Below are 24,037 nucleotides of genomic sequence, written 5' to 3' on the forward strand. Positions count from 1 at the left end.
CATCGCAGCAACGTAATAACAGGGACAACTTGCAGGGCTAAATAAAAATATTTAAGCCCTGCCTAAAAGCAGCTAGAATGCCTGCTCTTTTTGTTTGCTTGAATTGACTAAAAACACAAGATGGGATTTTTGACATGACCACGGCCAATACCGCGCGCCTTTTGATTACCTGTGCTGACCGCTCTGGTATTGTTCAGGCAGTATCCGGGTTTTTGTATCATCAGGGTGCCAATATTACTGCGCTGGATCAATACGCCACTGAGGCACAGGGCGGCACTTACTTTATGCGGGTTGAGTTTGAAGTCAACCAGTTGGCAGCCCGCCGTGACAGTTTGAGTCAGGCTTTTGCTGATACCGTTGCTGGCCGTTATGACATGACCTGGCAGCTCACGGCGGTGAGTGACATCAAAAAAGTGGGTATTCTGGTGTCCAAGTATGACCATGCCATGCTGGAACTACTGTGGCGGCATGCACGTGGCCTGTTGCCCTGCGAAATTACCCATGTGGTGAGCAACCATGAAGACCTGCGCGATGCGGTCGAAGGCTTTGGCATTCCTTTTACGGTCATTAAGGTGACCAAGGACACCAAGGCTGAAGCTGAAGCCCAAATCCATGAAATCATGGCAGGTAATGATCTGCTGGTGCTGGCACGTTACATGCAGATTTTAAGCAGTGATTTTGTAGAAAAATGGCCGATGAAGGTGATTAATATTCACCATTCTTTTCTGCCAGCGTTTGTGGGTGCAGATCCATACCGTCAGGCTTATGACAAGGGCGTTAAGCTAATTGGTGCCACAGCGCACTATGTGACGGCAGAGCTGGATCAGGGGCCGATTATTGAGCAGGATGTTGAGCGGGTGAGCCATCGCTATAGTGTTGCTGATTTACGTGAGCTGGGTGAAGATGTGGAGCGCAATGTACTGGCGCGTGCAGTGCGCTGGCATCTTGAAGACCGTGTGATTGTGCATGGTAATAAGACAATTGTGTTTGATTAAGCATTTTTTATGGGCTAAATAGAGGTCACTTAAAATATTTTAAGGTGGCCTCATTTTTACTTTCATAAATACATAATTTTTATTGCTTAATAGTTGATAGAAAATAACGTTTTTAATAAAAATAATTGAAGGTAAAGTAGAGGTGCGAATTGTCTATTCATGCACAATTAGATATTGAATTTACATCAGCAATAATGCAATTGGATTTGATAGAACAGCTTGTTGGTATTGGATGGACGTTCAATGATTATGATAATCGGCAAACATATTTACCTGTTCATGATGATGATAATTATAACTGGATGAGTGAGACATTAGATCAAAACACTTTATTTCAGATTTTCCAGAAAAAGCACAAGTTGAAAGAAAATATTGGAATTGTAATGACTTGGAAAGATACACAAATAGGTGGAGAGTTTATATTTTTCATTAATGATGGAATGCAAATATCTCCCAGTATAAATAGACAGCTCATCGCAAATTCGAGTATCACAGATATAAGTTGGTATCTTGAAAAAACAATTTACTTGCTACATAAAAAAGGAATAAGTTTTTTATCATCTAGCTATCTTGAGCATCTTTAAAAGTTTACTTTGGATTTTAGTATTCAACCTTTGGGCATGGCATAACATGAACAAATAATTTGATGTATGGTTTTCTTATCCAGACCTTGCAATATGCACGCTGCTATGCCTAATTTATAGACAACGGATTGCATCTAAATTCAAGTAGACTGAATCATCAAGGAAAGGAAAATGTCAGAGATCAAACGCCTGCATGTGGGCAAATGCTATTGCGAAGTTACTATTTATAAGGATGTGGTATATCTGGCCGGACAAGTGCCACGTCACTGTGCCAGTGAACAGTCCAGCGATATTGTCACACAGGCACAGGATGTATTTAGCCAGATTGATGCGCTGCTGGTTGAGGCTGGCTCGGATAAGCACCGGATTTTATCCTGTCAGATTTTTCTGGCCGACATGGCCGATTATGATGGGTTTAACCAAGTGTGGCGCGAGTGGGTGTCACCACGCAATCCGCCGCCACGTGCTACCGTACAGGCCCAGCTTGCTAATGCGGACTGGAAGCTGGAAGTGGTGATTACCGCAGCCATTTATTAAATCTACTGTTTCTCTAGGGATGAGCCGATTGTTTGGTATTAGCCTGATGCAGCTCATCTATTAGGGTGTGCATCAGTTCAGTGGTATTTAGCTTGCGAATGCGTGCCACATTGCTGCCTGCCCAATAGGCGGCAAAATCATGATTGCCCTGCTTACTGGCTAGCGCATGAAGTTGCTTGGCCAGGTCATACATATAAGAATAACTGCTTAAGGCAGGGCGTTCCGGCTGGTCGACTTGCCTGTGCCATGCACTCATTAAGCCCCGTGCAGGCCGTCCGGAAATGCTGGCGGTAATATAAGTGGTCTGAAAGGCCGGATCTTGCAGGCGCTGGCGATATACCGGATCGGCAGCAGATTCCTCACAAATCACAAAGGCCGTGCCTAACTGGGCGGCACAGGCACCAAACTCAAGTACCTGCTGAATATCATAACCATCCATAAGGCCGCCCGCCGCAATGATCGGCAGATGGGTATGTGCTACCAATAACCGCACCAGATCATGGATGCCAATGGCCGGGTCGATATCGCGGTTAAAAATGCCCCGATGGCCACCAGCTTCTACTCCTTGCGCCACAATGCCATCTATACCAGCCGCTTCAATAATTTTGGCCTCGGCTAGGCTGGTCGCACTGGCCAGCAAAATAATCCCGGCCTGTTGCAGTTGTTTGATCACATCGGGAGCAGGAATGCCAAAGTGAAAGCTAACCACCGCTGGTTTTTCTTGTAGCAGCATATCCACGACAGGCTGGTTGTCAATCAAACTGGAATTCACTGGTTTTAAGGTTTCTGGTGCTTCACCACCCAATGCCTGAAAAAATGGCGCCATATAGTTAATCCAGATCTGCTCAGTGGCTGGATCGCGCTGTGGTGGCTGATGGCAAAAGAAATTGCAGTTAAATGGCTTGCTGGTGAGTGCTCTGGTTTGTTGAATTGCCAAACGGGCAGCTTCAGCTGAGGCATTGGCCAAGCCCAGTGAACCCAGTCCGCCAGCATTACTCACGGCTGCTGCAAGCTCGGGCGTGCTGGTGCCTGCCATGGGCGCTAACAAAATGGGATGCTGTATGCCCAGTTGCTGTAGAAATTGCTGTGTCTTTATGGGGTAGGAGGGTGTAGCGTGGGAATGAAAAGAGTCAGGTCGATTGTTCATGGCAATTGCTCTCTAAATAAAGGGTGCCAATTCAAAGCATTAACCTGTTTTAGCATGGGATTTAGGGGAGCATAAGCTTAATTTAATGATATTCATTATTCATGCGGTAAATAATTGATAGGATTAAATCAAGCTGGGCAATGAGCCAGAGATTTAATCTAAGCATGAATTTAGCCTAAGCATTAGTTTAACCTGGAACAGCTTAGCGCTGAAAAGTTACTGCGTAGTCTGTAATTTGGGTCGGGCGCGCTCTAAAGCAGCCAGTAATGCCGGTTTAAATTCACCAGCTTTAAACTGTACCAGATCCGAATGTGCTGCACAAAAATTCTGGGTATCCTGCCATTGATCAGCCAATTGTTGCACCCACTGACAGTAAGTCTCAGCTGCATTCGCTTCAGGTTTTAAGGCCCAGCGAGTGGCCGGACTAATAAAAATTTCTGGCAGGAATTTTTCCAGTAATCCGCCCTGTGGCGGCGCGGCAAAGGTGTCATCAACATGCAGGCTTTTGCTGGCAGGGTGATAGGCCAGTAATGAACCGGCATGTACACCGGGCTTGGCTGAAATGTAGTCAATGCCTTTTGTCAGTGAAAACTCAAGCTCGGGATAGCGCGCAGCAACGGCCTCACTTTCTACCCGATCTGGTGACCACGCTAACTGGGGCAGTTTTTGCTGATGACGCAGTGAACCATACAGGGTGGCCTGTGGAAAGTCGCGTGCCATGGCTTCGCAGTGCAGGGTATGAAACGGATGCAGGTTTAAAATCGCTTCAACCGTCTGGCCCTGATGTGTCAGTGTCATGACCTGCTCACGGACGCTGCCGCTGAGTTCGTAGCTATCCAGAAAAATGAAACGGTCTTTTGTTAGTTGTACCAGTGAACAGTGTGTTCCCACATCAATCAGACCACCAATCCTGAGCGCGCCACGTATATTCCAGAAGCCTTGTCCCAGATTAATGATGGTGTGTGCCATGGTACGTTACCTGCCTGTTCATTGAAAAAATGAGGAGAACACTATGTCTGGATATTCAGGGTTTTCCATCAACATCCGGAAGGGAGTTTCTGCCGTGTAATTACTTAATTTACCGATTAAAACAGGCTGGCTGAATAAGAGTATCAGTGACAAGTGGTGAGATTATGTAAGTAATCCCAGACAAGCTAAGTGAAAGTTAGGCACATTAGCTACGTCATGTTTCATCGAATAAATAATCAGCGCATGCCATGTCATTATTAATTTTATAAAAAAATAGCTTGTTTGCTTAATTGAATCACATCGGTTCTGATACAAAAACAGCCCATAACTTTTTGAGCGGTCTTTAAAATCAACATAACACCCCGATGTTATTGATAAATGAAAATTTGAATTTTTGAGGTAGATCAATGGATAAAAACTATTACGAAATACTGGGCCTGCAACGTGGCGCCAGCACTGACGAGATTAAAAAAAGCTATCGTAAGCTGGTGCGCAAGTATCACCCGGATGTCAGCAAAGAAGCTGATGCTGCCGACAAAATGCAGCAGATTAATCTGGCCTATGAGACCTTAACTGATGCCACCAAGCGTAGCGAATATGACCAGATGCTGGACAATCCCTATGGCTTTGCGGGGGGTGGAGGCGGTAATGCGGGTAACCAGTACCAGTATTATCGTGGACAGGAGGGCGCTGGTCAGCAGTTTAGTGAAGAAGACCTGCGTCGTGCATTTGGCGGTGGTTTTGGTACGGGTAGCGGCGGCACAGGTTTTGGCGGCTTTGAAGACCTGTTTGGCCAGTTCGGTGCCGGTTTTGGTGGAGGGCGTGCAGGTGCTCAGGGTCGCCAGCAGCAAGGCAGCTATCAAAACTATCGCGGTGAAGACCAGCATGCCAGCATTGAGGTGGATGTGCAGGTGGCGTATGAAGGCGCAACCCAGCAACTGACCCTGCAAATGCCGGTGATTAATGCCAGTGGCCAGCAGGAAATCCAGCGTAAAACCCTACAGGTCAAAATTCCCAAAGGCATGAAACCGGGCCAGCAAATCCGCTTGTCCGGGCAGGGACAAGCTGGCTTCAATGGTGGGGCGCAAGGCGATTTATATATTGAAATCCAGTATCGCAACACTGAGCAACTACGGGTAGAAGGCAGTGATGTGTATCTAACCGTACCTGTCAGCCCGTGGGAAGCAGCGCTGGGTGAAACCATTCAGGTGGCTACCCCGGCAGGGGTGGTGGATGTCAAGCTACCGGAAGGTTCACAAAGTGGACGGCAGTTGCGCCTAAAAGGTAAGGGCATTCCTGCTAAGGAACCGGGTAACCTGTATTTGATTTTGCAAGTGGTGCTGCCACCAGCCAACACTGATGCTGCCAAAGCAATTTACCGGCAAATGGCTGAAAGCATGGCCTTTAATCCACGGGCATAAGCCAAAAAAACACCAGGCTAAAAAGAGATAATTTGGGAGAACAACATGCGACAGTTAATTATCCGCGATATTATGCTGGATCAGGAGCAACTGGATGGCACTGTTATTGATGGCAATGTGTTTTTAAGCCTCAGTGATTTTGCCCGGGCCTGTGGTCAGCCGCATGATTGGGTGATTGCGCTGGTAGAACACAGCATTCTGGAAAAAAATGACAGTGCGCCAGAACACTGGCAGTTTGTGGGCGAGGAACTGGCACGCACGCGACGGGCATGGCGCTTGCAGCGTGACTTCGATGCCAGCCTTGCTGCCGTGGCGTTAATGCTGGATTTACTGGATGAAGTCAAACAGCTACGGGCGCAGGTGGCATTGCATATCCGCTAGCAGCCTATTCTTAAGCACTAAATTGAGCGATGAAGCAGCCTTTATATTCTATGTCATCGTAATTTGACCGCAAAAACGGCATAATCAATACAAACAAAGATTAGATGAATGCCGTTTTGTTAGTTCCATCCCAGCAAGGCCTTGATAAAAATTCGATAAAAACAGTCCCAGCCTACAGCATTGGCCTATTGCTGAGCCTGTATCTGGCGCAGGGTTTACCAGTTGGTTTTTTAACCCAGGCCCTGCCAGCCATTTTACGCAAGAATAATGTATCACTGGCTGCCATTGGGGGTTTTGGCCTACTGATGGCACCGTGGGCACTCAAGTTTTTATGGGCACCTGTGGTGGATCGCTATTTTTCGCCGCAGTGGGGACAAAGCCGTAGCTGGATTATTCCTACCCAGTGTTTAACGATTTTATTGCTGCTAGTGATTAGTTTTTTGGAACCTAGCGCGCTGGCCAGCCCAGTTATTTTGCTGAGTTTTTTTATTGTCCTTTTTTTAATTAACCTGATGGGTGCCACACAAGATATTGCCACTGATGGCCTTGCCGTGCGCTTGCTACACAAACAGCAGCAGCGCTGGGGCAATGCGGTGCAGGTATTGGGTTCGCGGCTGGGTTTTATTTTTGGTGGCGGTGCAGTGCTGTTACTGCTGGATCTGTGGTCGTGGCAGCTGGTATTTCTGTTGCTCACTGGTTTTGTATTGCTGAACAGTTTGCCCATTTTGTTTTTTCGGGAACCTGTTTGGCCGCAGCAGATACAGGTTGATGTATCGCCTAAAGCAGCATCTAAGCTGTCTTTATCCAGGCCGGCTTTTACGCTTAAAAAATGGCGAAAGTTCTTTGCCGTTGAATTTGCCTATTTCTGGCATAGCCCACAGATGCGGGCATGGTTGCTGGTATTACTCACCTTTAAGCTCGGTGATAGCTTGAGCGGCGCGATGGTCAAGCCCATGATGGTGGACATGGGATTTAGCCTGGGCAATATTGGCTTAATGGCCAGCATGCTGGGTTCGGTGGCATCGGTGCTGGGTGCCCTACTGGCTGCATGGTGGATGAAATACATGGCGCGCAGTACTGCATTGTGGTGGTTTAATTTACTGCAAATTTTAAGCTTCTTGTTGTATGCCATATTGGCCTGGCAGTTTGAGTATAGCCACATCGTGATAGCGTGGCAGGTTTATAGCGTGAATGCCATTGAACAGTTTGCCGGGGCCATGGCACTGGTTGCCATGCTTACCCTGATTATGGATTATTCCCGCAAACAGCAGGCAGGCAGTGATTTTACCTTTCAGGTGTCAGTGCTGGCGGTGACTGGCGGCGGTGTGCATATTGTGAGTGGAATAGTGGCTGAATACTGGGGCTATAGTATTCATTTTGGCTTTTGTGTGCTGTTGGCGGTGCTGTGTTTATGGCCTATTTTTCGGTGGAAAAGATTGGAAATTACGGACTGAAAAGTATGAAAAATACGTTAATGACTAAATTTTATTTTGGGCTGAAAATACTTCAAAAGTTTATATTCTGGTCTCTGGCTATATTTATTAGTTTTATTTTATTGCTGGGATTTATAGCATTTATAGCCGACACATTTTTCGATAATGCCGCTAAAAAGGATAGTTGTGCAGATAGCGGTGGTGCATGGAACTACAAGACAGATGAATGTATGGGAAAGCGAAAATATAAATAAAAAAACAGCGCCGGAACGCTGCTTTTACTCTCACCTTAAAACTTATTTGCCATCACGTGCAGCCACGGCGGTATCGACAAAATCGGTAAACACGCCATCGATGCCCAGATCATAAAACTTTTTATATTCGGCCTTGGGGTCGTTTTTATAATCACTGGCTAAACGGCGTGGTTCATTGCGGAAAGTAAAGGGCACCACTTCCAGCCCAACAGCATGCGCATTTTTAACCACATTGCTGGCAGGTAATAATACACGGTCACGCTCATCCAGCTTGCCGTCATTGTTCAGGTCATCGGCCTTGCCATCATTGTTGGCATCTACCGTTTTGGAGCTAATCAGGTAAGGCTTCCACGGCCCAATGATATCAGCATAGGTTTTAATTTCTGCCAGACCCGCTGGCGTTAGCATATCACCATAGGTTTTGTCGGTTTTGCCAGCCACTGTCCAGTCGTACGGACGCAGTGATGGCGCTTCAAACTGCATGTTACCGTTGTTGTCAATGTCGTAGCCATCGATGAGCTGCACTAATCGAACGTCAGTTTTACCGTTAAGATATTTAAGGTTGCTCACTTCAAACGACTGGATAATGGCTGGCGAGTCTTTTTTACTGTAGCCGTATTTGCTTAAAATGCGCAGCAGTTCATCTTCAATTTTATACTGGCCAAAAATACTGGCATGAAAGGTAGAGTGCTTGATTTCAGGGATAATGCCGACGGTCTTGCCCAGACGCTTGTTTTCGGTCTGTACCGTATTAATCATTTCCTCAAAGGTTGGAATTTCAAACTGGCCGTCAAATTCGGTGCTGCGATCCTGCGGTAATGGCTGGATGGCGCGCAGGGTTTTGAGTTCCGCCAGGGTAAAATCTGATACAAACCAGTCGTCTTTGACTTCCACGCCGTCAATCATTTTGCTGGTTTTGCGGCTGGCAAATTCAGGATGAGATGCCACATTGGTGGTGCCGCCAATATTGGGTTCATGGCGGCAAACCAGTATGCCATCTTTGGTCATGACCAGATCCGGCTCAACAAAATCTGCGCCCAGTTCAATCCCTTTTTTATAGCCTTCTAGCGTGTGATCCGGCAAATAACCCGCCGCGCCGCGATGGCCGTACACCAGTGCTTTTTTAGGCGTTGGGCTAATTACGCCCGTGTTATCGCTATTATCGTTGTCATCATTACAGCCTGCCAGTGCAGTTGCCAAAATAGAGCCAATCACTGCGCCAATCATTTTTTGCTTGTTCAACATAATGTTAGTTCCAGATTTTGTCTTTTATGACGCCTTTTACTACAGATATGGTGAGTAAAAGGGTTGGCGCTAGTCTGCATGAGGCTTATGACAAGTCCATGAATCTGGTCTATAGCTTTATAGGCGGGTAAAGATTGAGAGTAGCGCAAAGAGGAGGCCTTGCAGATGACTTGCCTGTATAAAAGCATTTATTTCAGTGAGACAAGCGCCTAGAATAGCCCTCTTTCTGCCTGCCTGTAGTTCCCCAACATCACTGTGGTGAGAGACATGCACGCATTGCCCAATCCTGATGCTGGCCTGTTGCCCGGCCATTTGCAGTAAATTTCCCATGAATTCGTCCACCCCCGAAAGCTCCCCACAAAGCCAGGCACAAAATCAGCCAACCAATCATCTCAAGCGCAGTATGCAAACCCGTCATCTGGTGATGCTGTCGCTGGGTGGTGCGATTGGAACAGGCCTGTTTTTAAATTCAGGCGGTGTGATTGCGCAGACTGGCCCGGTGGGGGCGATGCTGGCATATTTTATTGGCGGGATCATTGCCTATCTGGTGATGCTGTGCCTGGGTGAGCTGGCGGTGCATGTGCCGGACAGTGGCGCGTTTAGTACCTATGCCACGCGGTTTATCAATCCTGCTACGGGTTATATGATTGCATGGCTGTACTGGCTTACCTGGACAGCCACATTGGGCACCGAATTCACGGCGGCTGGCATTTTGATGCAGCACTGGTTTCCGCAGGTGTCGGTGTGGATCTGGTGTGCGGTATTTGCAGCGGTTATTTTTTTATCCAATGTGTTTTCTACCCGGGTTTTTGCTGAAACCGAATTTTTTCTGGCCTTTATCAAGGTTGCCACGGTTTTAATTTTTATTATTCTGGGTGGCTGTGCCATTTTTGGTGTAATGCCCGGTTTTCAGCCTGCGCCATTGCTGCATAACCTGACTGCACAGGGCTGGTTTCCCAATGGTTTAATGCCTATTTTGGTGACCATGCTGGCAGTTAATTTTGCTTTTTCCGGTATGGAGCTAATTGGGGTGGCTGCTGGAGAAACAGATAATCCCGGCAAAACCATTCCCAAGGCCATTAATGCGGCGCTATTACGCTTATTGATCTTTTTTGTGGGCACCATTTTTATTATTGCCGCGCTGGTTCCCTTTGAGCAGCTTGGTCTAACGGAAAGCCCGTTTGTGCTGGTGTTTGAGCGCATGGGCATTCCGTATGCCGCTGATATCATGAATTTTGTGATCATTACCGCACTGCTGTCGACGGCCAATTCCGGTTTGTATGCCGCCTCACGCATGATGTGGTCACTGTCCCAGCAAAATATGCTGCCCAAAACCTTTAGCAAGCTGACCCGGCGCGGTATTCCACTCAATGCCTTAATGTTTAGCATGATTGGTGGCTTGGCATCCTTGCTGACCAGTGTTTTTGCTGCGGAAACTATTTACACGCATTTGCTATCAATTGCTGCGTTTACCATGGTGGTGGTATGGATGAGCGTGGCGGTGAGTCATTACCGGTTTCGCAAGCAATTTCTGGCTCAAGGTGGCCAGCTCAGTGCTTTAACCTATCGTGCGCCATTTTTCCCGGTTGTGCCGATTGCGGCCTTTGTGCTGTGTTTTATTACCTGTCTGGGCATGGCGTTTGATCCCAGTTTGCTGGGTGGTTTAATTGGCTGCTTGCTGTTTATTGCGGGGTGTTATGCCAGTTATTACAAATGGTATGCGCCAGCTCAGCAGTAATAAAATCTGGGGCATCACTGGGTTTGAATCAATAAAATCAGGCTGGAATATGCAGGATTAGTTCCAGCACCAGTTTACTGCCAATAAAGCCCACCAGCAGCAGGCCAAATCCCCATAGGGTAAAGCTAATGGCACGCTGGCCGCGCCACCCCAGTCGCCAGTGACCAATCAACAGCGTACCAAACACCAGCCACGACAAAATACTAAACACGGTCTTGTGTGCCAGATGCTGGGCAAAAAAACTGTCAATGGTAAAAATCCCAAAACTCAAAGCCAGTGTAAGCAGGCCAAAACCCAGCGCAATCATGTCAAACAGCAGTTTTTCCATAGTTTGCAGCGGTGGCAGCAGGGCAACCCAGATGCGTTTATCGGTTTTTTGCTTGAGTTCACGGTTTTGCGCCCACAGCAAAATGGCTTGAATACTGGCCATCCACAGCACGCAATAGGCCGCCAGTGACAGGAAAATATGCACATCCAGCCACAGCCCGCCCTGACTTAATGACACAAATGGCCCATGCCAGATCACGCTAATCAGCAAACCAACACAAGCCACCGGGGTTGCCAGCAGGTTTAGCCCTAAGATGGGCCGATAAGTACTAAACAAAAGGCTAAACGCCAGCATCAGCCAGCAGGTAAGCGAAATCAGGTTAAAAATATTGTAATTTATCCCTGCCGGGGTAATCAGCGCTGGAAACAACACCGAGGCATGCAAAATCAGGCCAATACTCAGCAATACCAGCGTCACCAGCTTGCGGGGTGGCATTTTTTGTAATAAATGAATCAACAAATACCAGAATGTACTGGCATACGCAGCCGTGGCAAGCAGTGCTATAATCACAGGCAGGCTAGTCATGCCATTCAACCCTAATTCTGATGGTTTGGATTTTCATTATTAACGATTCGACCCTGTTTAACCGTCTGTTGCTAGGGCTTGTTGATATTTCATCCATGATTGCGACAGTGGACGTTTTTAGGCGATACAAGGCATGAATAATGAAATTTAGTCATTCTAAATAATTTATTCATAACGCAGTAGCGCTCAAAAACGGTCCTGTCCTGAAAGGTTGTTGCTAAAATTTGATCATATTTTGCTACGAACCAGAATAGCAGTTATGCCATGATCTGCATTTCATGCATTCTGATTAAATTTTAGCAGACAACGCAACGCATTGGTGAATTGTCAAAAAGCCTTCATATCCTATAGCATCTGGAGCGGTAATTTTCTATTCTAGGCAATATTTTTTGCAAAGTTACAAGCGGAATTCGCAATGTTTGATACTTTAACCGATCGTTTGACGCAAAGCCTGCGCAATGTCACAGGCACCGGGCAGCTTAACGAAGATAACATCAAGGATACCTTGCGGGAAGTACGCATGGCACTGCTGGAAGCAGACGTGGCATTGCCGGTAACCCGTGAGTTTATTGAAAAAGTAAAAGCCGAAGCACTGGGGCAGGAAGTCTTAAAGCAATTATCGCCCGGTCAGGCTTTCGTCAAGATTGTTTACGACCAGCTCACAGAAATGATGGGCGAGGCCAATCAGAGCCTGAACCTGTCTGCCAAGCCTCCGGTGGTGATTTTGCTGGCGGGTTTGCAGGGTGCGGGTAAAACCACCACGGCAGGCAAGCTGGCCAAGTTTTTAAAAGATCGCCAAAAGAAAAAAGTGGTGACTGTTTCTGCCGACGTATACCGTCCCGCCGCCATTGAACAGTTACGCAGTGTGTCCAATGATGTGGGCGTGGATTTTATTCCCTCATCTGCCGATGAAAACCCAATTGACATTGCCATGCGTGCCATTGAGCAGGCCAAAATCAAGTTTGCCGATGTGCTGATTGTGGATACTGCCGGCCGCTTGCATATTGATGAATCCATGATGGATGAGATCAAGGCGCTGCATGCCGCCATTGGCCCTACTGAAACCCTGTTTGTTGTCGATTCCATGACCGGACAGGATGCCGCCAATACCGCCAAGGCGTTTAATGATGCCTTGCCATTAACTGGTGTGATCCTCACTAAAACTGACGGTGATGCGCGCGGTGGTGCAGCGCTGTCGGTGCGTGCTATTACCGGCAAGCCCATCAAGTTTTTAGGGATGGGCGAAAAGCTGGATGCACTGGAACCATTCCACCCTGAACGGATTGCCCAGCGCATTCTGGGCATGGGTGACGTGCTGTCCTTGGTGGAAGAAGTTGAACGCAAGATTGACCGCGAAAAAGCGGAAAAGATGGCGAAGAAACTGCAAAAAGGCGGTGCGTTTAACCTTGAAGACATGCTCACCCAGTTTGAACAAATGAAAAATATGGGCGGCATGGCAGGCTTTCTGGATAAGCTACCGGGCATGAGCGGTAGCGGCATTCAGCAGGCGCTGGAACAGGCCAAGCCGGAAAAGGAAGTGGGCAAGATGGAAGCGATTATCCGCTCCATGACCATTAAAGAACGCCGTAACCCGGATATTATCAACCCCAGCCGCAAGCGCCGTATTGCTGCCGGTTGTGGCATGGAAATTCAGGACATTAACCGTTTGCTCAAGCAGCACAGTCAGATGGCCAAGATGATGCGCAAGTTTTCCAGCCCTGGCGGCATTGCCAAGATGATGCGTGGCATGAAAGAGCTGCAAGGTGGCGGCGGTGGCGGTTTAGGCCCGCTGTTTGGCGGTGGTAGCGAGGGCGCAGACGGTGGGCAGGGTAGAATGCCCGGCAATATGCCATTGCCACCAGGTTTTGGTAAAAAGCGCTAATTGCTAAATAGTAGAAGTAAAAACGGCCTTGAGGGGTCGTTTTTTATTAGCTGTTCAATTTTAATTTTTCTAGCGCTCTTTGCAATCCTGAAATATTTTTTCGAGTAAGGCTTTATCTTGAATTTTATCGACTAACCAGGTTGGATCATCATCCCAGATTGCACCACGAGAAAGGACATTTTCACGGATTTTATCTTCACTTGTTCCTAAGTCATCATCGCCAAATTGAGTTTTACGATTAAGGCTGGCAAATTCGAAATCAGTATCTTTAAAAATTGCAGCTTTTAAATTAGCTCCTTTTAGTTGTGAACCTGATAAATTAGCTAATTGTAAATCTGCTCCCCAAAGATCAGCTGACTGCAAGTTAGCATTATGCAAAGAAGCACTTTGCAAATTTGAATGACTTAAATTTGCGTTACTAGCTTCGGCAAAATTTAAAATTGCTTTTTGTAAGCTGGCGGATTTTAATAAAGCATATTTTATGTTTCCACGAGTTAAGTCGGCACCACTAAAAATACAATTACAAAAATTTGTAAAAGATAAATTAGCTCCAATTAATGTATAACCTGATAAATTTATTCGGAAGAGAGAAGAGTTAGTATTTAAAGCTGTTAAATTTATATTTATTAACTGTTCTTCAAACAGCTTTAAATGCATTCCTCTTGTTCCAATTAAAGCTTTATTTAATGAGGAAACTACAGGGGTACGAGAAAGTATATGCAAGTAATTCCTAAAATAGAAATCTTCTTCTAGCTGTGCTTGATATCTAACAATTATAGATTCCCATATTGCATGAATTAGCAAAAAAGCGGGTTGCATAAATTGTTCGCCATACTTACCAAACATAAAGGCTTCTAGTTGGGCAATCGCGCTAGCTTGTAAAGCTTCTGCACCTTGACGACGACTAATACTATTGCTGCCTTCTGGGGCAATAAAGTCTTCTTGGCTGCTTGTTATTTCTTCGGTATGTTCCTGAACGTCTTTAGCTGTTTTATTTGTGGTTTTAGTACTGGTGGTTTGCTTGATTTCAGGCAAGTGAAAACCACTAGCCCATTCACTGAGTTTTTGAAAGTCTTTTAGATTGGTATCCTTACGGGCATTTTCAATTTGGATGCGATTATTTTTATCACGAAATAGCCAAACCATAAAAATAATTGGAGCGGCAACAATAGTTCCAATGAGTGCAACTGGGATAGTAAAAAAGCCTCGAGATATATCACTCAGGTTTTTAAGATTATCGGCAGATAAGTATTCAAACCAGTCAAGATAAAAAAGAAAAAGTATAGAAATAGTCGTAGCACAAAGAATCCAGAAACTTCTGAAAATTGTTTGGCTCCATGTATCCAGATTAACGCCCACATTGCGCTTTTTCCAGCGCTTAAAATCTACTTGTTGATACTCAATACTGGTTTTGACGAAAGCATCAATACGCTGTTTTAAGTTGGTTATCTTTGCAAATTCTTCATCCTCCCAGAGAGGGCCTTTATAATCTTTTTCCTTGTGTTTTAACTGGTAATAATCATATACAGCATTTCTTTCAGAAGTTTTTAAAAAGGAATGAAAATCTTGCCCTATTTCTTTTAATTGACCAAATGTGTAAAACGTAAATACTAAGAAGAAAGAGATCAACGCAGTAAAAGCTAAAGCTAAATAAATATAAAGATGTGAATGTATATCTATGGATAGAATTCCATAAAAAGAAGCAATACAAGCTATAAAGCTTATAATAGCTATTCGATAACGCTTAGTAGGACTGTACCAAAATTGTGGAATCCATTTTCTCATTGAATTTTTATCTCAATCCATTGCCATTGATCTTTATTCAAATGAAACTGCAAAGTAAACTCTAAGTTCTAATGCAAATCATCCAGCGTATAGTCATAACTCACCCTTAAAAGCTTATTCTTAAAAAGTCACCATCGGCAAACACATTATGGCCAAAACCACATTCACCTTGTGTAGTTTTCAACGTCACGCTGTCCGCTTTAAAACGCATTTCCACGGTGCAGCCTTCATCAGCCGCCAGCCCTTCGGTTTCACTTTCTTTCCATATGGCTTTGCCATTGTTAATCGGACTCAGCGTGATAAATTCGCCCATATTTGGGCCGTAATACATACTCATCATGCCCATATACAAGCCGGAAAATGAAATCTGATATTGCGTGCCTTTTTGCTTCACGCCAACGATATTCCATGCGCCATTGCCCGCATATTGCCAGTATTCTCCCACCGGACTTTTGCTTTGACTAGAGGTGTCCAGTTTGGCCAGCTCGGCTTTAATCAGGTTGAGGTTGTACTGTGATTTTTTATCATCCGGGTTAATCATCAGCCATGCGCGGGCTTTGAGATAATCCTTTTGCTTGATATAGGTGAGTGCCACATTATTGTCCGCCGTAGCCACTGCACTGTCAGAAATGGAAAAACCGGGCTGATTGCCCTGAAACATGACCCGGCAGGCATGGCTCCATGCGGCCTGATCTTCAAATGACGTGCGTGCCTTGGCATAATGGCCTGCGTTATAGGCTTTTTGCCCGGCCCGCGCATAGCTCGTTATTTTTTTGCAGTCGGCAATTTGTTGCTGCTCTTGCGTTGCATCTGCTGCTTGCACTGTGATTGTTAAAGAAGTTATACCCAACACAACACTGAGTAAGCCAAGTAGTTGAACCGGCTGTGTTTTAATTATGGTTTTGGTTGCCGCTCGGGTCATCATTTTTATGCTCATCTAGAGTAGTTTTAAAATTGTCTGAATTAGTTTGTGTAATTTTAAAAGATGTCGCCCATAGCTTTAAATAATGATTAATGCTGTTATACAGGCTTGGCAAAAAAACGCATCAGGCCTTTTAACAGCAAATCCGGTTCCAAAATCAGCTCGGTTTTTTGTTGTAAAAAGCTGGCAAACACGCTTGCATCACCACCAGTAAGCACAATTTTTCGCTCGGGGTTGTGCGCAATGATTTTTTCAATGGCACCTAGCAAGCCAAGCAAAATACCATGATGTACGGCATCGCTGGTATTGCGTCCCGGATACAGGTCACTAAACGCCTGTTCGGGAATCTTGATGCCTTTGGTGCCTTGGGTAAGTGAATCACGCTGCAAATACAGGCTGGGTAAAATATAACCGCCCAAGTGCTGGTTATTATCCAGCAAGTCAATAGTCAGGGCCGTGCCACAGCCGACAATGCAGTACTGATTCTTCTGTCCGTCCTGCGTATTGCCAGCGAGAGCGAGCACCTGTAGCCAGCGGTCAATCCCCAGTTGTTTTGGATTGTCATAGCCGGTAATCAAACCCTGATGCTGCGCCTGTACGCTGGCAAAACGTACCGGTATGTTCAGGCGCGACAAAATCTGCTGCACGCGCTGATTAGAGCTTTCATCCAGCACTGAGGAGATGCCAATTTCATGCGGGCTAAACTGGGCAAAGCGATCCACCAGCCCTAGAAGCAAATCCGCTGGCGATTGCAGGTGTAGCTCGGCACCGTTGGCCTGCATTTCCCCGTGTGAGGTGAGCCAGTATTTAAGCCGGGTGTTACCAATATCAAGCCAGAGCTGACGCATTGAATCCATTTCCTTTTTAAACAAGCTATAGAAATGAGTAGGGCAGAGTTTAAGCAGGGCAGGGGCTTACACTGCCCGAACTTGCCCACTATAAATAATTTTTGTACCGTTTAGGGTGTTTAGCAGCAGCGCACCATCCGGCTGGATACCGATAATCGTGCCGTGCACATCGGTTTGCGCCGGACTATGCACCACCACCTGTTGTTGCAGCAGCGCATCAAAGGCAGCAAAGCGGGTGGGCAGCTCCAGACTGCCGTGGTCAAACTGCTGGCAGGCGTGAATCAGTGCCAGCGTGGTTTGCACAGCCAGTTCGGCCACATCCAGCGCCTGTCCGGTAATGGCGGTTAAGTCAGTCACCGGCTGGTCAGTCACTTGCTGCTGCATGGGTTGCAGGTTCAAGCCCACGCCAATCACCACCTGATTGTCATGCAGCGGTTCAATCAGGATACCGCCCCATTTAGCGCCATTGAAGTACAGGTCATTGGGCCATTTGATTTGCAGGCCAGCATGGTGCGCCAGAATTGGCATATTGACCAGCGCCAAAGCCACTTCCAGCGCCAATCGGCCACTCACCGGATGCTGAAGCGTCCAGCGCAGCGACAAATACAGGTTGCCTTCGGGGGATTGCCAGATACGCCCGGCTTGCCCACGCCCGGCCTGTTGCTGGTTACTAATTACCAGAGCACTGCTGCCACTCATGGCTTTGGCCACGTCATTGGTGGAGGTGGTGGATGGCAACCAGAGTACATGGTCAATCGTGCTTACACCATGCAGCTTGAGGCCATAGCGCAGGCTATTGATACGCGGGTCCTGTTCATCGGGCGTTGCAGGTATTGAATGGGCAGATATAGTCATGGGCGTACTCATGCGGCTTATTGGGCTGTATATTGAGCGTTTTGCTACAAATCTGAGGGTTTAGCGTACACTCTAAATTAAACTGTGGCGGAAATAATTAAATAAAACCAATGATAAAACGCATGAGTTATAGGGTGAATGACCCCAGTGTTACTGTCAAGTCACCGCATTTCGCTCAAAAATATAGCGTTTTTATCGGTTTAGGCCTGCCTATTCTTTAAAAATAATGTAAAAATGTCCGACAATGTGACAGAGTACACGTGTAAACTCTGTTATATAAGCATCTAGGGGTAATGGCTATAACCTGACCATTTTTAAATTGATAACAACATAACAGGTATCATAATGGCATTTCAGGCGTCAATCAGTTTATCTGAACAAATTGCAAAGCACATTAGTGAACAAATTATTACCGGGGAACTGGTCGAAGGGGAGCGCATTCAGGAGTTACGCATTGCCAAAGAGCTGGATGTAAGCCGTGGCTCGGTGCGTGAAGCCCTGCTGATTTTACAGCGAACCTATCTTATTGAAATTTATCCACGCCGCGGTGCTGTGGTGTCGGAAATGTCGGCGCAGCAGGTTCAAAGCCTGTTTGACACCAGCATGATGATTCTGGGTGCACTGGTGCAGCGAACCAGTGAGCGCTGGCGTCAGCATGACAGCGAACAAATGAACACACTGATGCAGCAGCTGGATGAACAGGTACGGCTGGGCGATATTGAAAAATTTTATGACCATGTATTTTTGTTCCTGCATACCTGCAACGAAATTGTGGACAACCCCTACCTGACGGATATTTTTGAAAACCTGCTGCCATCGTTGCGCCGCAGTTATTTTTTAACCTTAAATACCTCACGGCGGGAGTTGCAGGAAGCCTTTGTGCTGTTTCGTCCCGTCATTGATGCCATCCTGATTCGTAAAGGCGAGCAGGCAGCTTTGTTTATGGAAGACTTTTGCCGCCACCTGCGCAATCTGGTGCTGGATTCACTGGCCCGCATGAAGCAGATTGAACTGGCTTGGGCACAGCGTTCACGCCGCTAACACGAGCTTAGGGTCTTAAAGTGATGATCAGTCAGGGTTAATCACCCAAAAGATGCAGTAAATAGAGTAATGCGATTTTAAGATATGCGGTTAATTAGTTTAAAGCTGGTGGGATTCAAGTCATTTGTGGACAGCACCACGCTGGTGTTTCCCGACAACCGGACAGCAGTAGTTGGCCCCAATGGCTGTGGCAAATCCAATGTGATTGATGCCATTCGCTGGGTGATGGGTGAATCCTCGGCGCGGCAGTTGCGTGGTGGTGCCATGACCGACGTAATTTTTGCCGGAACCGCACAGCGCAAACCTGTCGGGCAGGCCAGTGTCGAACTGCGCTTTGAAAATACACTGGGCAAGCTGGGTGGAGAATACAATGCCTACAGTGAGCTGTCGGTGCGGCGTCAGGTCAATCGTGATGGTCGCTCGGATTATTTTTTAAATGGCACTCGTTGCCGCCGCCGTGATATTACCGATATTTTTCTGGGCACAGGCCTTGGCCCGCGTTCCTATGCGATTATTGAACAGGGCATGATTAATCGCTTGGTGGATGCCAAGCCCGAGGAAATGCGCGTATTTATTGAGGAAGCTGCTGGTGTGTCGCGCTATCAGGCACGTCGCCGCGAAACCCTGCAGCATCTGGAGCATACCCGCCAGAATCTAAGCCGTCTGGAAGATATTAATGATGAGCTGCAAAGCCAGATGCGCAGCCTCAAGCGACAAAGCCAAGCCGCCATTAAATACCACGAGCTGGAACAACAGCAGCTGGACCTGAAAATCAAGGTATGGTCAGCGCATTATCGGCAAGCCGAGCAAAACCAGCAGCGTTATACCGAACAGCTCACCCAACTGGGTGAACAATACCGCGAGTTGCGCAGCCATCGCAATCAGGCCGAAGCCGACTGGGAAAGCGGCAGCCAGCAATTATCCGGGTTACTGGCGCGAGCCGAACCAATTCAGCAGGCGTGGCAGCAGGCTGAGCGTGAAGTGAGCCAGCTTGCCGCAAAAGTGCAGCAATATCAGCTAGATCAGCAGCAGCGCGAAACCCAGATCCAGCAGTGGCAGGACAACCTGAAAACCCTCACCAGCCAGATCGCACAGGATCAGGAACGACTCACCGCACTGGTGCAGCAACTGGAATCGGGTCAGCAACAATTTCTGGATACAGAAACACAGTTTCAGCAAAAACTGGCACATTTGCAGCACATAGAACAGCAGTACCAGCAGGTAGAGGCCGACTGGCAAACTAGCCAGCAGCAAGCCCAGCAATTCACCCAGCAACAGCAACGCCTGCAACAGCAAATTGACAGCACCGCACGCGCCCAGTTACGGCTGGAACAACAAATCCAGCAGGCCAGTGCCCAACTGGAACAACTCAAAAGCAGTGCGCAACAGGCTGAGCTGGATCATGTACTGGTTGAACTGGATGATGCGCAACTGGGAAAAACCCGGCTGGAGCAGCAACAGCAGCAGGTACAAGCAGCACTAAGCCAATATCAGCAGCAACTGGATCAAGTCCGGCAGGCGCTCAAACAACAACAGGCCGAATTTCAGCAGTATTCCACCGAGTTGCATGCTATTCAAAAGCTACAGGCCACTCAAAAGCTACAGGCCAATAAAGCTGGCCAGTCCAAAAATGAAAAGAATGTAAAAGCTGGAAAAAGCTATCATCAAGAAAATCACCATAAAGAAACTCAGACTGAAAATTTCAGCCCTGTTGCTACGGTACAACTGTTGCAGCAATTACAGCTTCAGCCGCAAGCGCAGCCGCATTTGCCATTAATTGAAAAATTTCTGGCCGACTGGCTGAATGCCGATTTGCAGGACAGTTTTGCTAACACCTCTACCGCACCACGGGCTTATCTGGCTAATGCCGACCAGCTGGAAAATGCATCAGGATTGCATTGCCTGCAACATGAGCAAGTAACGCCACTGGCCAGCTGGGTCAAGCCATGCTTAAGCTGCTGGCAGGCTGTTGGTATAGTGCCGGATTATTCAATAGCATTGCATTTACAATCGCAGCTCAATAGCCATCAAAGCCTGCTGAGTCTGGATGGTTTCTGGCTGGGACAAAACTGGCACATCAACCTGAATATTGATGAACAGGCCGCCCGCCAGCAAGGGATATTGCAGCAGCAGTTACGCCAGCAGGAACTTCAGCAAATCCTGCACCAGTTACAGCAACACATTGAGCCATTAGAGCGTCAGCAGCAGGAACTTTTACAACAGATCACCTTGCAGCAGGACAGTCTAAAACCAGTTGAGCAAAAGCTGGCACAGGCCAATCAGGCACAGCGCCAGCTTGAACTGCAACGGGCCCGGCTGGAAAGCAGCTTACAGGCGGGTCAGCAGCAAGTGGTACAACTACTGCGCCAGCTGGAAGAGTTGCAGCACAGCCAGCAGGATGATCAGGAGCAGGTGACCGAGTGGCAAATGGAACTGGCCAGTTTAAATCTGCGCTTAAACCAGTTGAATCCGCGCCTGCAAGCCCAGCAGGATAGCCGTAACCAATTGCAGCAGGCGGTGCAGGATGCGCGTATTGCCCATCAGGTAACCCAGCAACACCACCAGCAGTTACAAGCGACACAGCACAGCTTAACGGTACAGTTGCAGGCAACCCGGCAATCCTTGCAGCGTGCCGAGCCGCAACAGCAGCAAATTCAGGGACAACTGGTGCAACTGGAACAAGCGTTGATACAAGCGCAAGCTTTACACCCCACTCAACTGCAACAACTGGAACAGGCACAGGAAAAAGCCGCACAGGCACATGTCAGCTGGAGCACGTGGCAGCAACAACTGGAATTTCGCCAGCAGGAACAGCAGCGCCTAAGCCAGTTGCGCCAGCAGGGTCAAAGCGGGGAAGACCAGTTGCGTGACAGCCTTGAGCAAACCCGGCTGCATTGGCAGGACTGCAAAAACAGGATGGAACAGGCACTGGAGCAGCTTGCGGCATTGCAGATATCGGCTGAACCCCATCCTGAAAATGAATCCATGACTCATAAAACCATCCAGCCGGAACAAGTAGAGATTAGTCAGCTGGCCGACTGGCAGCAGCAACTGGAAAAAGTACAGCAGCAAATCCAGAAGCTGGGCCAGCTTAATCTGGCAGCGCCCGAAGCCTTGCAGGATGTCACCCAGCGCCATGAAGAACTGGCTCACCAGATGCATGACCTGCAACAGGCAGTCGAGCAACTGGAACAGGCCATGAAAAGCATTGATCAGGAAACTCGTACCCTGTTTATGAGCACCTTTGATCAAGTGAATGCCGAGTTGAAAATCCTGTTTCCCAAAGTATTTGGTGGCGGTGAAGCTTCGTTAAGCCTTGAGGACGACTGGCAATCCGGGGTAAAACTGATGGCGCGGCCACCGGGCAAACGCAACAGCAGTCTGGCCCTATTGTCCGGTGGTGAAAAAGCCCTGACAGCACTGGCACTGGTATTTGCCATTTTCAGGTTAAACCCTGCGCCGTTTTGCGTGCTGGATGAAGTGGACGCCCCGCTGGACGATGCCAACGTGCAGCGTTTTTGTCATTTGGTAAAAGAGCTATCACAACAGGTGCAATTCATTTACATTACTCATAATAAACTTGCTATGACCATGGCAACGGATTTGTTGGGTGTAACCATGCCGGAACCCGGCGCGTCGCGTCTGGTGGCAGTAAATATTGAGCAAGCTGCAACATATAGTGCAACTTCGGAGTAGTACTCATGGATTTTTTAACCATTGTTGGTTATATCTTGGCTGCCCTGGCAATTGCCCTGGGCCTGTATTTAATGCTTAGAAAAAATACAACCAGTGAAAATACAACAACGGCAACCGAACAAGCGGCAACAGAACAAGCAATGCTGGATGACGCTGACAGCAACATCATCAGTGAGCATGATAACGGACGTATTCCGGTCGTTCCTCGCCATGTGCGTGACCAGATCAGGCAAGCCCCATCGCTTACCACAACTACTACTGCAAGCAGCGCAGTCCAGTCCAGCACAAATCACCCTCAAGTAAATAGCAAAACGATTGCTAAAGATGATTTTGACGAAAATAATTTTGACAAAAACGACTTTGATGACACTGATTTTAATGAAAGCGATTTCGATAAAAACGATTTTAATCAAAGCAATTTTAATACAGACAGTGACTTGCTGGCTGATGCTCCGGCCATCAAGGCAGATCGTACAGCAGATTCACTGGATGACACATTAAATGATGACCATGTAGATCAGGGTCGAAATAATGAAGCAACCAGCAACCCAATAACCACGCAACAGACGCAGGCTCAGGTTCAGGCGCTGGCAGAAAGCAGCAAGCCTGATCAGGACCCGGTTGAAGATACCTTTGATCAGGCGCTGGCCCAGCTTGAAGCTGCCACCTCAGCCGATGATTCCAGCTTTGATGATGATATTGAGCATACAACCCCATCTTCCAAAAAAAGCACTGAACCACTGGAAGGGGCTAAAGACACCTTGGCCACTGCTGATGTAGAAGAATGGCAGGGTGAAAGCGCGCTGCTGGATGCACACCTTGAAGATCAGGAACGCCGTGACGACGAAAGTGCATTGGCACAGGCTGAGCATATTGTGGCACTGTATGTGATGCCCAATGCATCGCGTGCGCTGTCTGGCGAAAGAACCATTCAGCTATTACGCCAGTTTGGCCTGCGTTATGGTGAAATGTCACTGTTCCACCGCTTTGCCGATTCTGATGGCACTGGCCCGCTGATGTTTAGCGTGCTGCGTTATACCAGCGAAGGCCCATCCGGCTTTGATCTGGAAACCCTGCCAAGCGAACAGGTGGAAGGTCTGGCATTTTTCCTGGCGTTGCCGAGCAAGCATGCGGTGGCAGGTTATGACACCATGGTGAGCATTTCCACCCTGCTGGCGCGTGAAATTCATGGACAGGTTTATGATGAGCACATGAACCAGCTTAGTCCGCAGCTGCGTGAGCATTATCGGCATTTTGTACTGGAATACCGCACGCCGGCCTAAGCGGATTGGGAGAGCCAGACTGGTTTACTCAGGCTGATTTTCTAATCATAGACCTTGCCATTGTTGCGCTGCAATGATGGCATTTTTGTTTTACCATTTCCGATTTAAACGTTAGCCCTTTTGACGACTGGTTTTTTATATGATGCAGCCACTAACCGATTCCCAGCA

The 24,037-nt window shown here is 47.4% G+C and carries 20 protein-coding genes; 12 read left to right on the forward strand and 8 right to left on the reverse strand.

Annotated features, from left to right (window positions below):
* The first annotated feature begins 134 nt into the window (after positions 1-134).
* The 3 genes from purU to Q337_RS0113560 all read left to right on the forward strand — a co-directional run bounded on the left by purU (position 135) and on the right by Q337_RS0113560 (position 2,116).
* Positions 135-995, forward strand: a complete 861-nt coding sequence (gene purU, locus Q337_RS0113550; RefSeq protein ID WP_026472041.1) for a formyltetrahydrofolate deformylase — start codon at positions 135-137, stop codon at positions 993-995.
* A 149-nt stretch (positions 996-1,144) separates the two neighbouring features.
* The gene (locus Q337_RS0113555) at positions 1,145-1,579 is read left to right on the forward strand and encodes a hypothetical protein (RefSeq protein WP_156935813.1); all 435 of its coding nucleotides are present in this window, start codon (positions 1,145-1,147) and stop codon (positions 1,577-1,579) included.
* Positions 1,580-1,750: 171 nt separating this feature from the next.
* Entirely contained in the window at positions 1,751-2,116 is a 366-nt protein-coding gene (locus Q337_RS0113560; protein ID WP_026472043.1) for a RidA family protein, read from the forward strand.
* A gap of 13 nt (positions 2,117-2,129) precedes the next feature.
* Here the strand turns inward: Q337_RS0113560 and Q337_RS0113565 are convergent, their stop codons facing one another.
* A complete protein-coding gene (locus Q337_RS0113565; RefSeq protein WP_084494854.1) occupies positions 2,130-3,263 on the reverse strand; it encodes an NAD(P)H-dependent flavin oxidoreductase in 1,134 nt (377 codons plus the stop codon).
* Positions 3,264-3,479: 216 nt separating this feature from the next.
* A complete protein-coding gene (locus Q337_RS0113570; RefSeq protein WP_026472045.1) occupies positions 3,480-4,232 on the reverse strand; it encodes a hypothetical protein in 753 nt (250 codons plus the stop codon).
* 407 nt (positions 4,233-4,639) lie between these two features.
* On the opposite strand from Q337_RS0113570, the gene Q337_RS0113575 reads away from it, so the two are divergent.
* The 4 genes from Q337_RS0113575 (at position 4,640) to Q337_RS0113590 (ending at position 7,721) form a co-directional block, all read left to right on the forward strand.
* Complete coding sequence (locus tag Q337_RS0113575; protein WP_026472046.1) at positions 4,640-5,653, forward strand: DnaJ C-terminal domain-containing protein; 1,014 nt, start codon at positions 4,640-4,642, stop codon at positions 5,651-5,653.
* Between the two features lie 45 nt (positions 5,654-5,698).
* Positions 5,699-6,034 carry a chaperone modulator CbpM gene (locus tag Q337_RS0113580; protein WP_026472047.1) on the forward strand — a complete coding sequence of 112 codons (336 nt, stop codon included), beginning with the start codon at positions 5,699-5,701 and terminating at the stop codon, positions 6,032-6,034.
* Between the two features lie 179 nt (positions 6,035-6,213).
* On the forward strand, positions 6,214-7,488 hold the full coding sequence (locus Q337_RS0113585; protein ID WP_034280460.1) for an MFS transporter: 1,275 nt from the start codon (positions 6,214-6,216) through the stop codon (positions 7,486-7,488).
* Between the two features lie 5 nt (positions 7,489-7,493).
* Positions 7,494-7,721 carry a hypothetical protein gene (locus tag Q337_RS0113590; protein ID WP_228133140.1) on the forward strand — a complete coding sequence of 76 codons (228 nt, stop codon included), beginning with the start codon at positions 7,494-7,496 and terminating at the stop codon, positions 7,719-7,721.
* A gap of 42 nt (positions 7,722-7,763) precedes the next feature.
* Here the strand turns inward: Q337_RS0113590 and Q337_RS0113595 are convergent, their stop codons facing one another.
* Complete coding sequence (locus Q337_RS0113595) at positions 7,764-8,966, reverse strand: glycerophosphodiester phosphodiesterase (protein ID WP_034280451.1); 1,203 nt, start codon at positions 8,964-8,966, stop codon at positions 7,764-7,766.
* A gap of 328 nt (positions 8,967-9,294) precedes the next feature.
* Here Q337_RS0113595 and Q337_RS0113605 point away from each other — a divergent pair, with 328 nt between their 5' ends.
* Entirely contained in the window at positions 9,295-10,704 is a 1,410-nt protein-coding gene (locus tag Q337_RS0113605) for an amino acid permease (protein ID WP_026472052.1), read from the forward strand.
* 37 nt (positions 10,705-10,741) lie between these two features.
* Here the strand turns inward: Q337_RS0113605 and Q337_RS0113610 are convergent, their stop codons facing one another.
* Positions 10,742-11,557 carry a cytochrome C assembly family protein gene (locus tag Q337_RS0113610; RefSeq protein ID WP_026472053.1) on the reverse strand — a complete coding sequence of 272 codons (816 nt, stop codon included), beginning with the start codon at positions 11,555-11,557 and terminating at the stop codon, positions 10,742-10,744.
* Positions 11,558-11,972: 415 nt separating this feature from the next.
* Here Q337_RS0113610 and ffh point away from each other — a divergent pair, with 415 nt between their 5' ends.
* Positions 11,973-13,439 (forward strand): signal recognition particle protein, encoded by a 1,467-nt coding sequence (gene ffh / locus Q337_RS17845; RefSeq protein WP_084494856.1) that lies wholly within the window; start codon positions 11,973-11,975, stop codon positions 13,437-13,439.
* A 69-nt stretch (positions 13,440-13,508) separates the two neighbouring features.
* On the opposite strand, the gene Q337_RS18465 is transcribed toward ffh, so the two are convergent.
* From Q337_RS18465 to Q337_RS0113635, 4 genes are all read right to left on the reverse strand, one after another.
* Positions 13,509-15,224, reverse strand: a complete 1,716-nt coding sequence (locus Q337_RS18465; RefSeq protein ID WP_051526893.1) for a pentapeptide repeat-containing protein — start codon at positions 15,222-15,224, stop codon at positions 13,509-13,511.
* Positions 15,225-15,330: 106 nt separating this feature from the next.
* The gene (locus Q337_RS17855; RefSeq protein WP_156935814.1) at positions 15,331-16,149 is read right to left on the reverse strand and encodes a tetratricopeptide repeat protein; all 819 of its coding nucleotides are present in this window, start codon (positions 16,147-16,149) and stop codon (positions 15,331-15,333) included.
* Between the two features lie 95 nt (positions 16,150-16,244).
* Positions 16,245-16,994: a type III pantothenate kinase gene (locus Q337_RS0113630; RefSeq protein WP_026472054.1), complete on the reverse strand. Its 750-nt coding sequence runs from the start codon at positions 16,992-16,994 to the stop codon at positions 16,245-16,247.
* Between the two features lie 66 nt (positions 16,995-17,060).
* On the reverse strand, positions 17,061-17,849 hold the full coding sequence (locus tag Q337_RS0113635; protein ID WP_169733768.1) for a biotin--[acetyl-CoA-carboxylase] ligase: 789 nt from the start codon (positions 17,847-17,849) through the stop codon (positions 17,061-17,063).
* Between the two features lie 345 nt (positions 17,850-18,194).
* On the opposite strand from Q337_RS0113635, the gene Q337_RS0113640 reads away from it, so the two are divergent.
* From Q337_RS0113640 to Q337_RS17860, 3 genes are all read left to right on the forward strand, one after another.
* The gene (locus tag Q337_RS0113640; RefSeq protein ID WP_026472056.1) at positions 18,195-18,890 is read left to right on the forward strand and encodes a GntR family transcriptional regulator; all 696 of its coding nucleotides are present in this window, start codon (positions 18,195-18,197) and stop codon (positions 18,888-18,890) included.
* An 84-nt stretch (positions 18,891-18,974) separates the two neighbouring features.
* Complete coding sequence (gene smc, locus Q337_RS0113645) at positions 18,975-22,586, forward strand: chromosome segregation protein SMC (RefSeq protein ID WP_026472057.1); 3,612 nt, start codon at positions 18,975-18,977, stop codon at positions 22,584-22,586.
* 5 nt (positions 22,587-22,591) lie between these two features.
* Positions 22,592-23,869, forward strand: coding sequence for a cell division protein ZipA C-terminal FtsZ-binding domain-containing protein (locus tag Q337_RS17860; protein WP_051526896.1), 1,278 nt, complete (start codon positions 22,592-22,594; stop codon positions 23,867-23,869).
* The last annotated feature ends 168 nt before the right edge of the window (positions 23,870-24,037 follow it).

It is taken from the genome of Alkanindiges illinoisensis DSM 15370 (genome assembly GCF_000619845.1).
Lineage (GTDB): Bacteria > Pseudomonadota > Gammaproteobacteria > Pseudomonadales > Moraxellaceae > Alkanindiges > Alkanindiges illinoisensis.

Coding starts and splice junctions, on each gene's coding strand:
- purU (WP_026472041.1), top strand. CDS start 135: ATGACCACGGCCAATACCGCGCGCCTTTTGATTACCTGTGCTGACCGC.
- Q337_RS0113560 (WP_026472043.1), top strand. CDS start 1,751: ATGTCAGAGATCAAACGCCTGCATGTGGGCAAATGCTATTGCGAAGTT.
- Q337_RS0113565 (WP_084494854.1), bottom strand. CDS start 3,263: ATGAACAATCGACCTGACTCTTTTCATTCCCACGCTACACCCTCCTAC.
- Q337_RS0113570 (WP_026472045.1), bottom strand. CDS start 4,232: ATGGCACACACCATCATTAATCTGGGACAAGGCTTCTGGAATATACGT.
- Q337_RS0113575 (WP_026472046.1), top strand. CDS start 4,640: ATGGATAAAAACTATTACGAAATACTGGGCCTGCAACGTGGCGCCAGC.
- Q337_RS0113580 (WP_026472047.1), top strand. CDS start 5,699: ATGCGACAGTTAATTATCCGCGATATTATGCTGGATCAGGAGCAACTG.
- Q337_RS0113590 (WP_228133140.1), top strand. CDS start 7,494: ATGAAAAATACGTTAATGACTAAATTTTATTTTGGGCTGAAAATACTT.
- Q337_RS0113595 (WP_034280451.1), bottom strand. CDS start 8,966: ATGTTGAACAAGCAAAAAATGATTGGCGCAGTGATTGGCTCTATTTTG.
- Q337_RS0113605 (WP_026472052.1), top strand. CDS start 9,295: ATGAATTCGTCCACCCCCGAAAGCTCCCCACAAAGCCAGGCACAAAAT.
- Q337_RS0113610 (WP_026472053.1), bottom strand. CDS start 11,557: ATGACTAGCCTGCCTGTGATTATAGCACTGCTTGCCACGGCTGCGTAT.
- ffh (WP_084494856.1), top strand. CDS start 11,973: ATGTTTGATACTTTAACCGATCGTTTGACGCAAAGCCTGCGCAATGTC.
- Q337_RS18465 (WP_051526893.1), bottom strand. CDS start 15,224: ATGAGAAAATGGATTCCACAATTTTGGTACAGTCCTACTAAGCGTTAT.
- Q337_RS17855 (WP_156935814.1), bottom strand. CDS start 16,149: ATGATGACCCGAGCGGCAACCAAAACCATAATTAAAACACAGCCGGTT.
- Q337_RS0113630 (WP_026472054.1), bottom strand. CDS start 16,994: ATGCGTCAGCTCTGGCTTGATATTGGTAACACCCGGCTTAAATACTGG.
- Q337_RS0113635 (WP_169733768.1), bottom strand. CDS start 17,849: ATGACTATATCTGCCCATTCAATACCTGCAACGCCCGATGAACAGGAC.
- Q337_RS0113640 (WP_026472056.1), top strand. CDS start 18,195: ATGGCATTTCAGGCGTCAATCAGTTTATCTGAACAAATTGCAAAGCAC.
- smc (WP_026472057.1), top strand. CDS start 18,975: ATGCGGTTAATTAGTTTAAAGCTGGTGGGATTCAAGTCATTTGTGGAC.
- Q337_RS17860 (WP_051526896.1), top strand. CDS start 22,592: ATGGATTTTTTAACCATTGTTGGTTATATCTTGGCTGCCCTGGCAATT.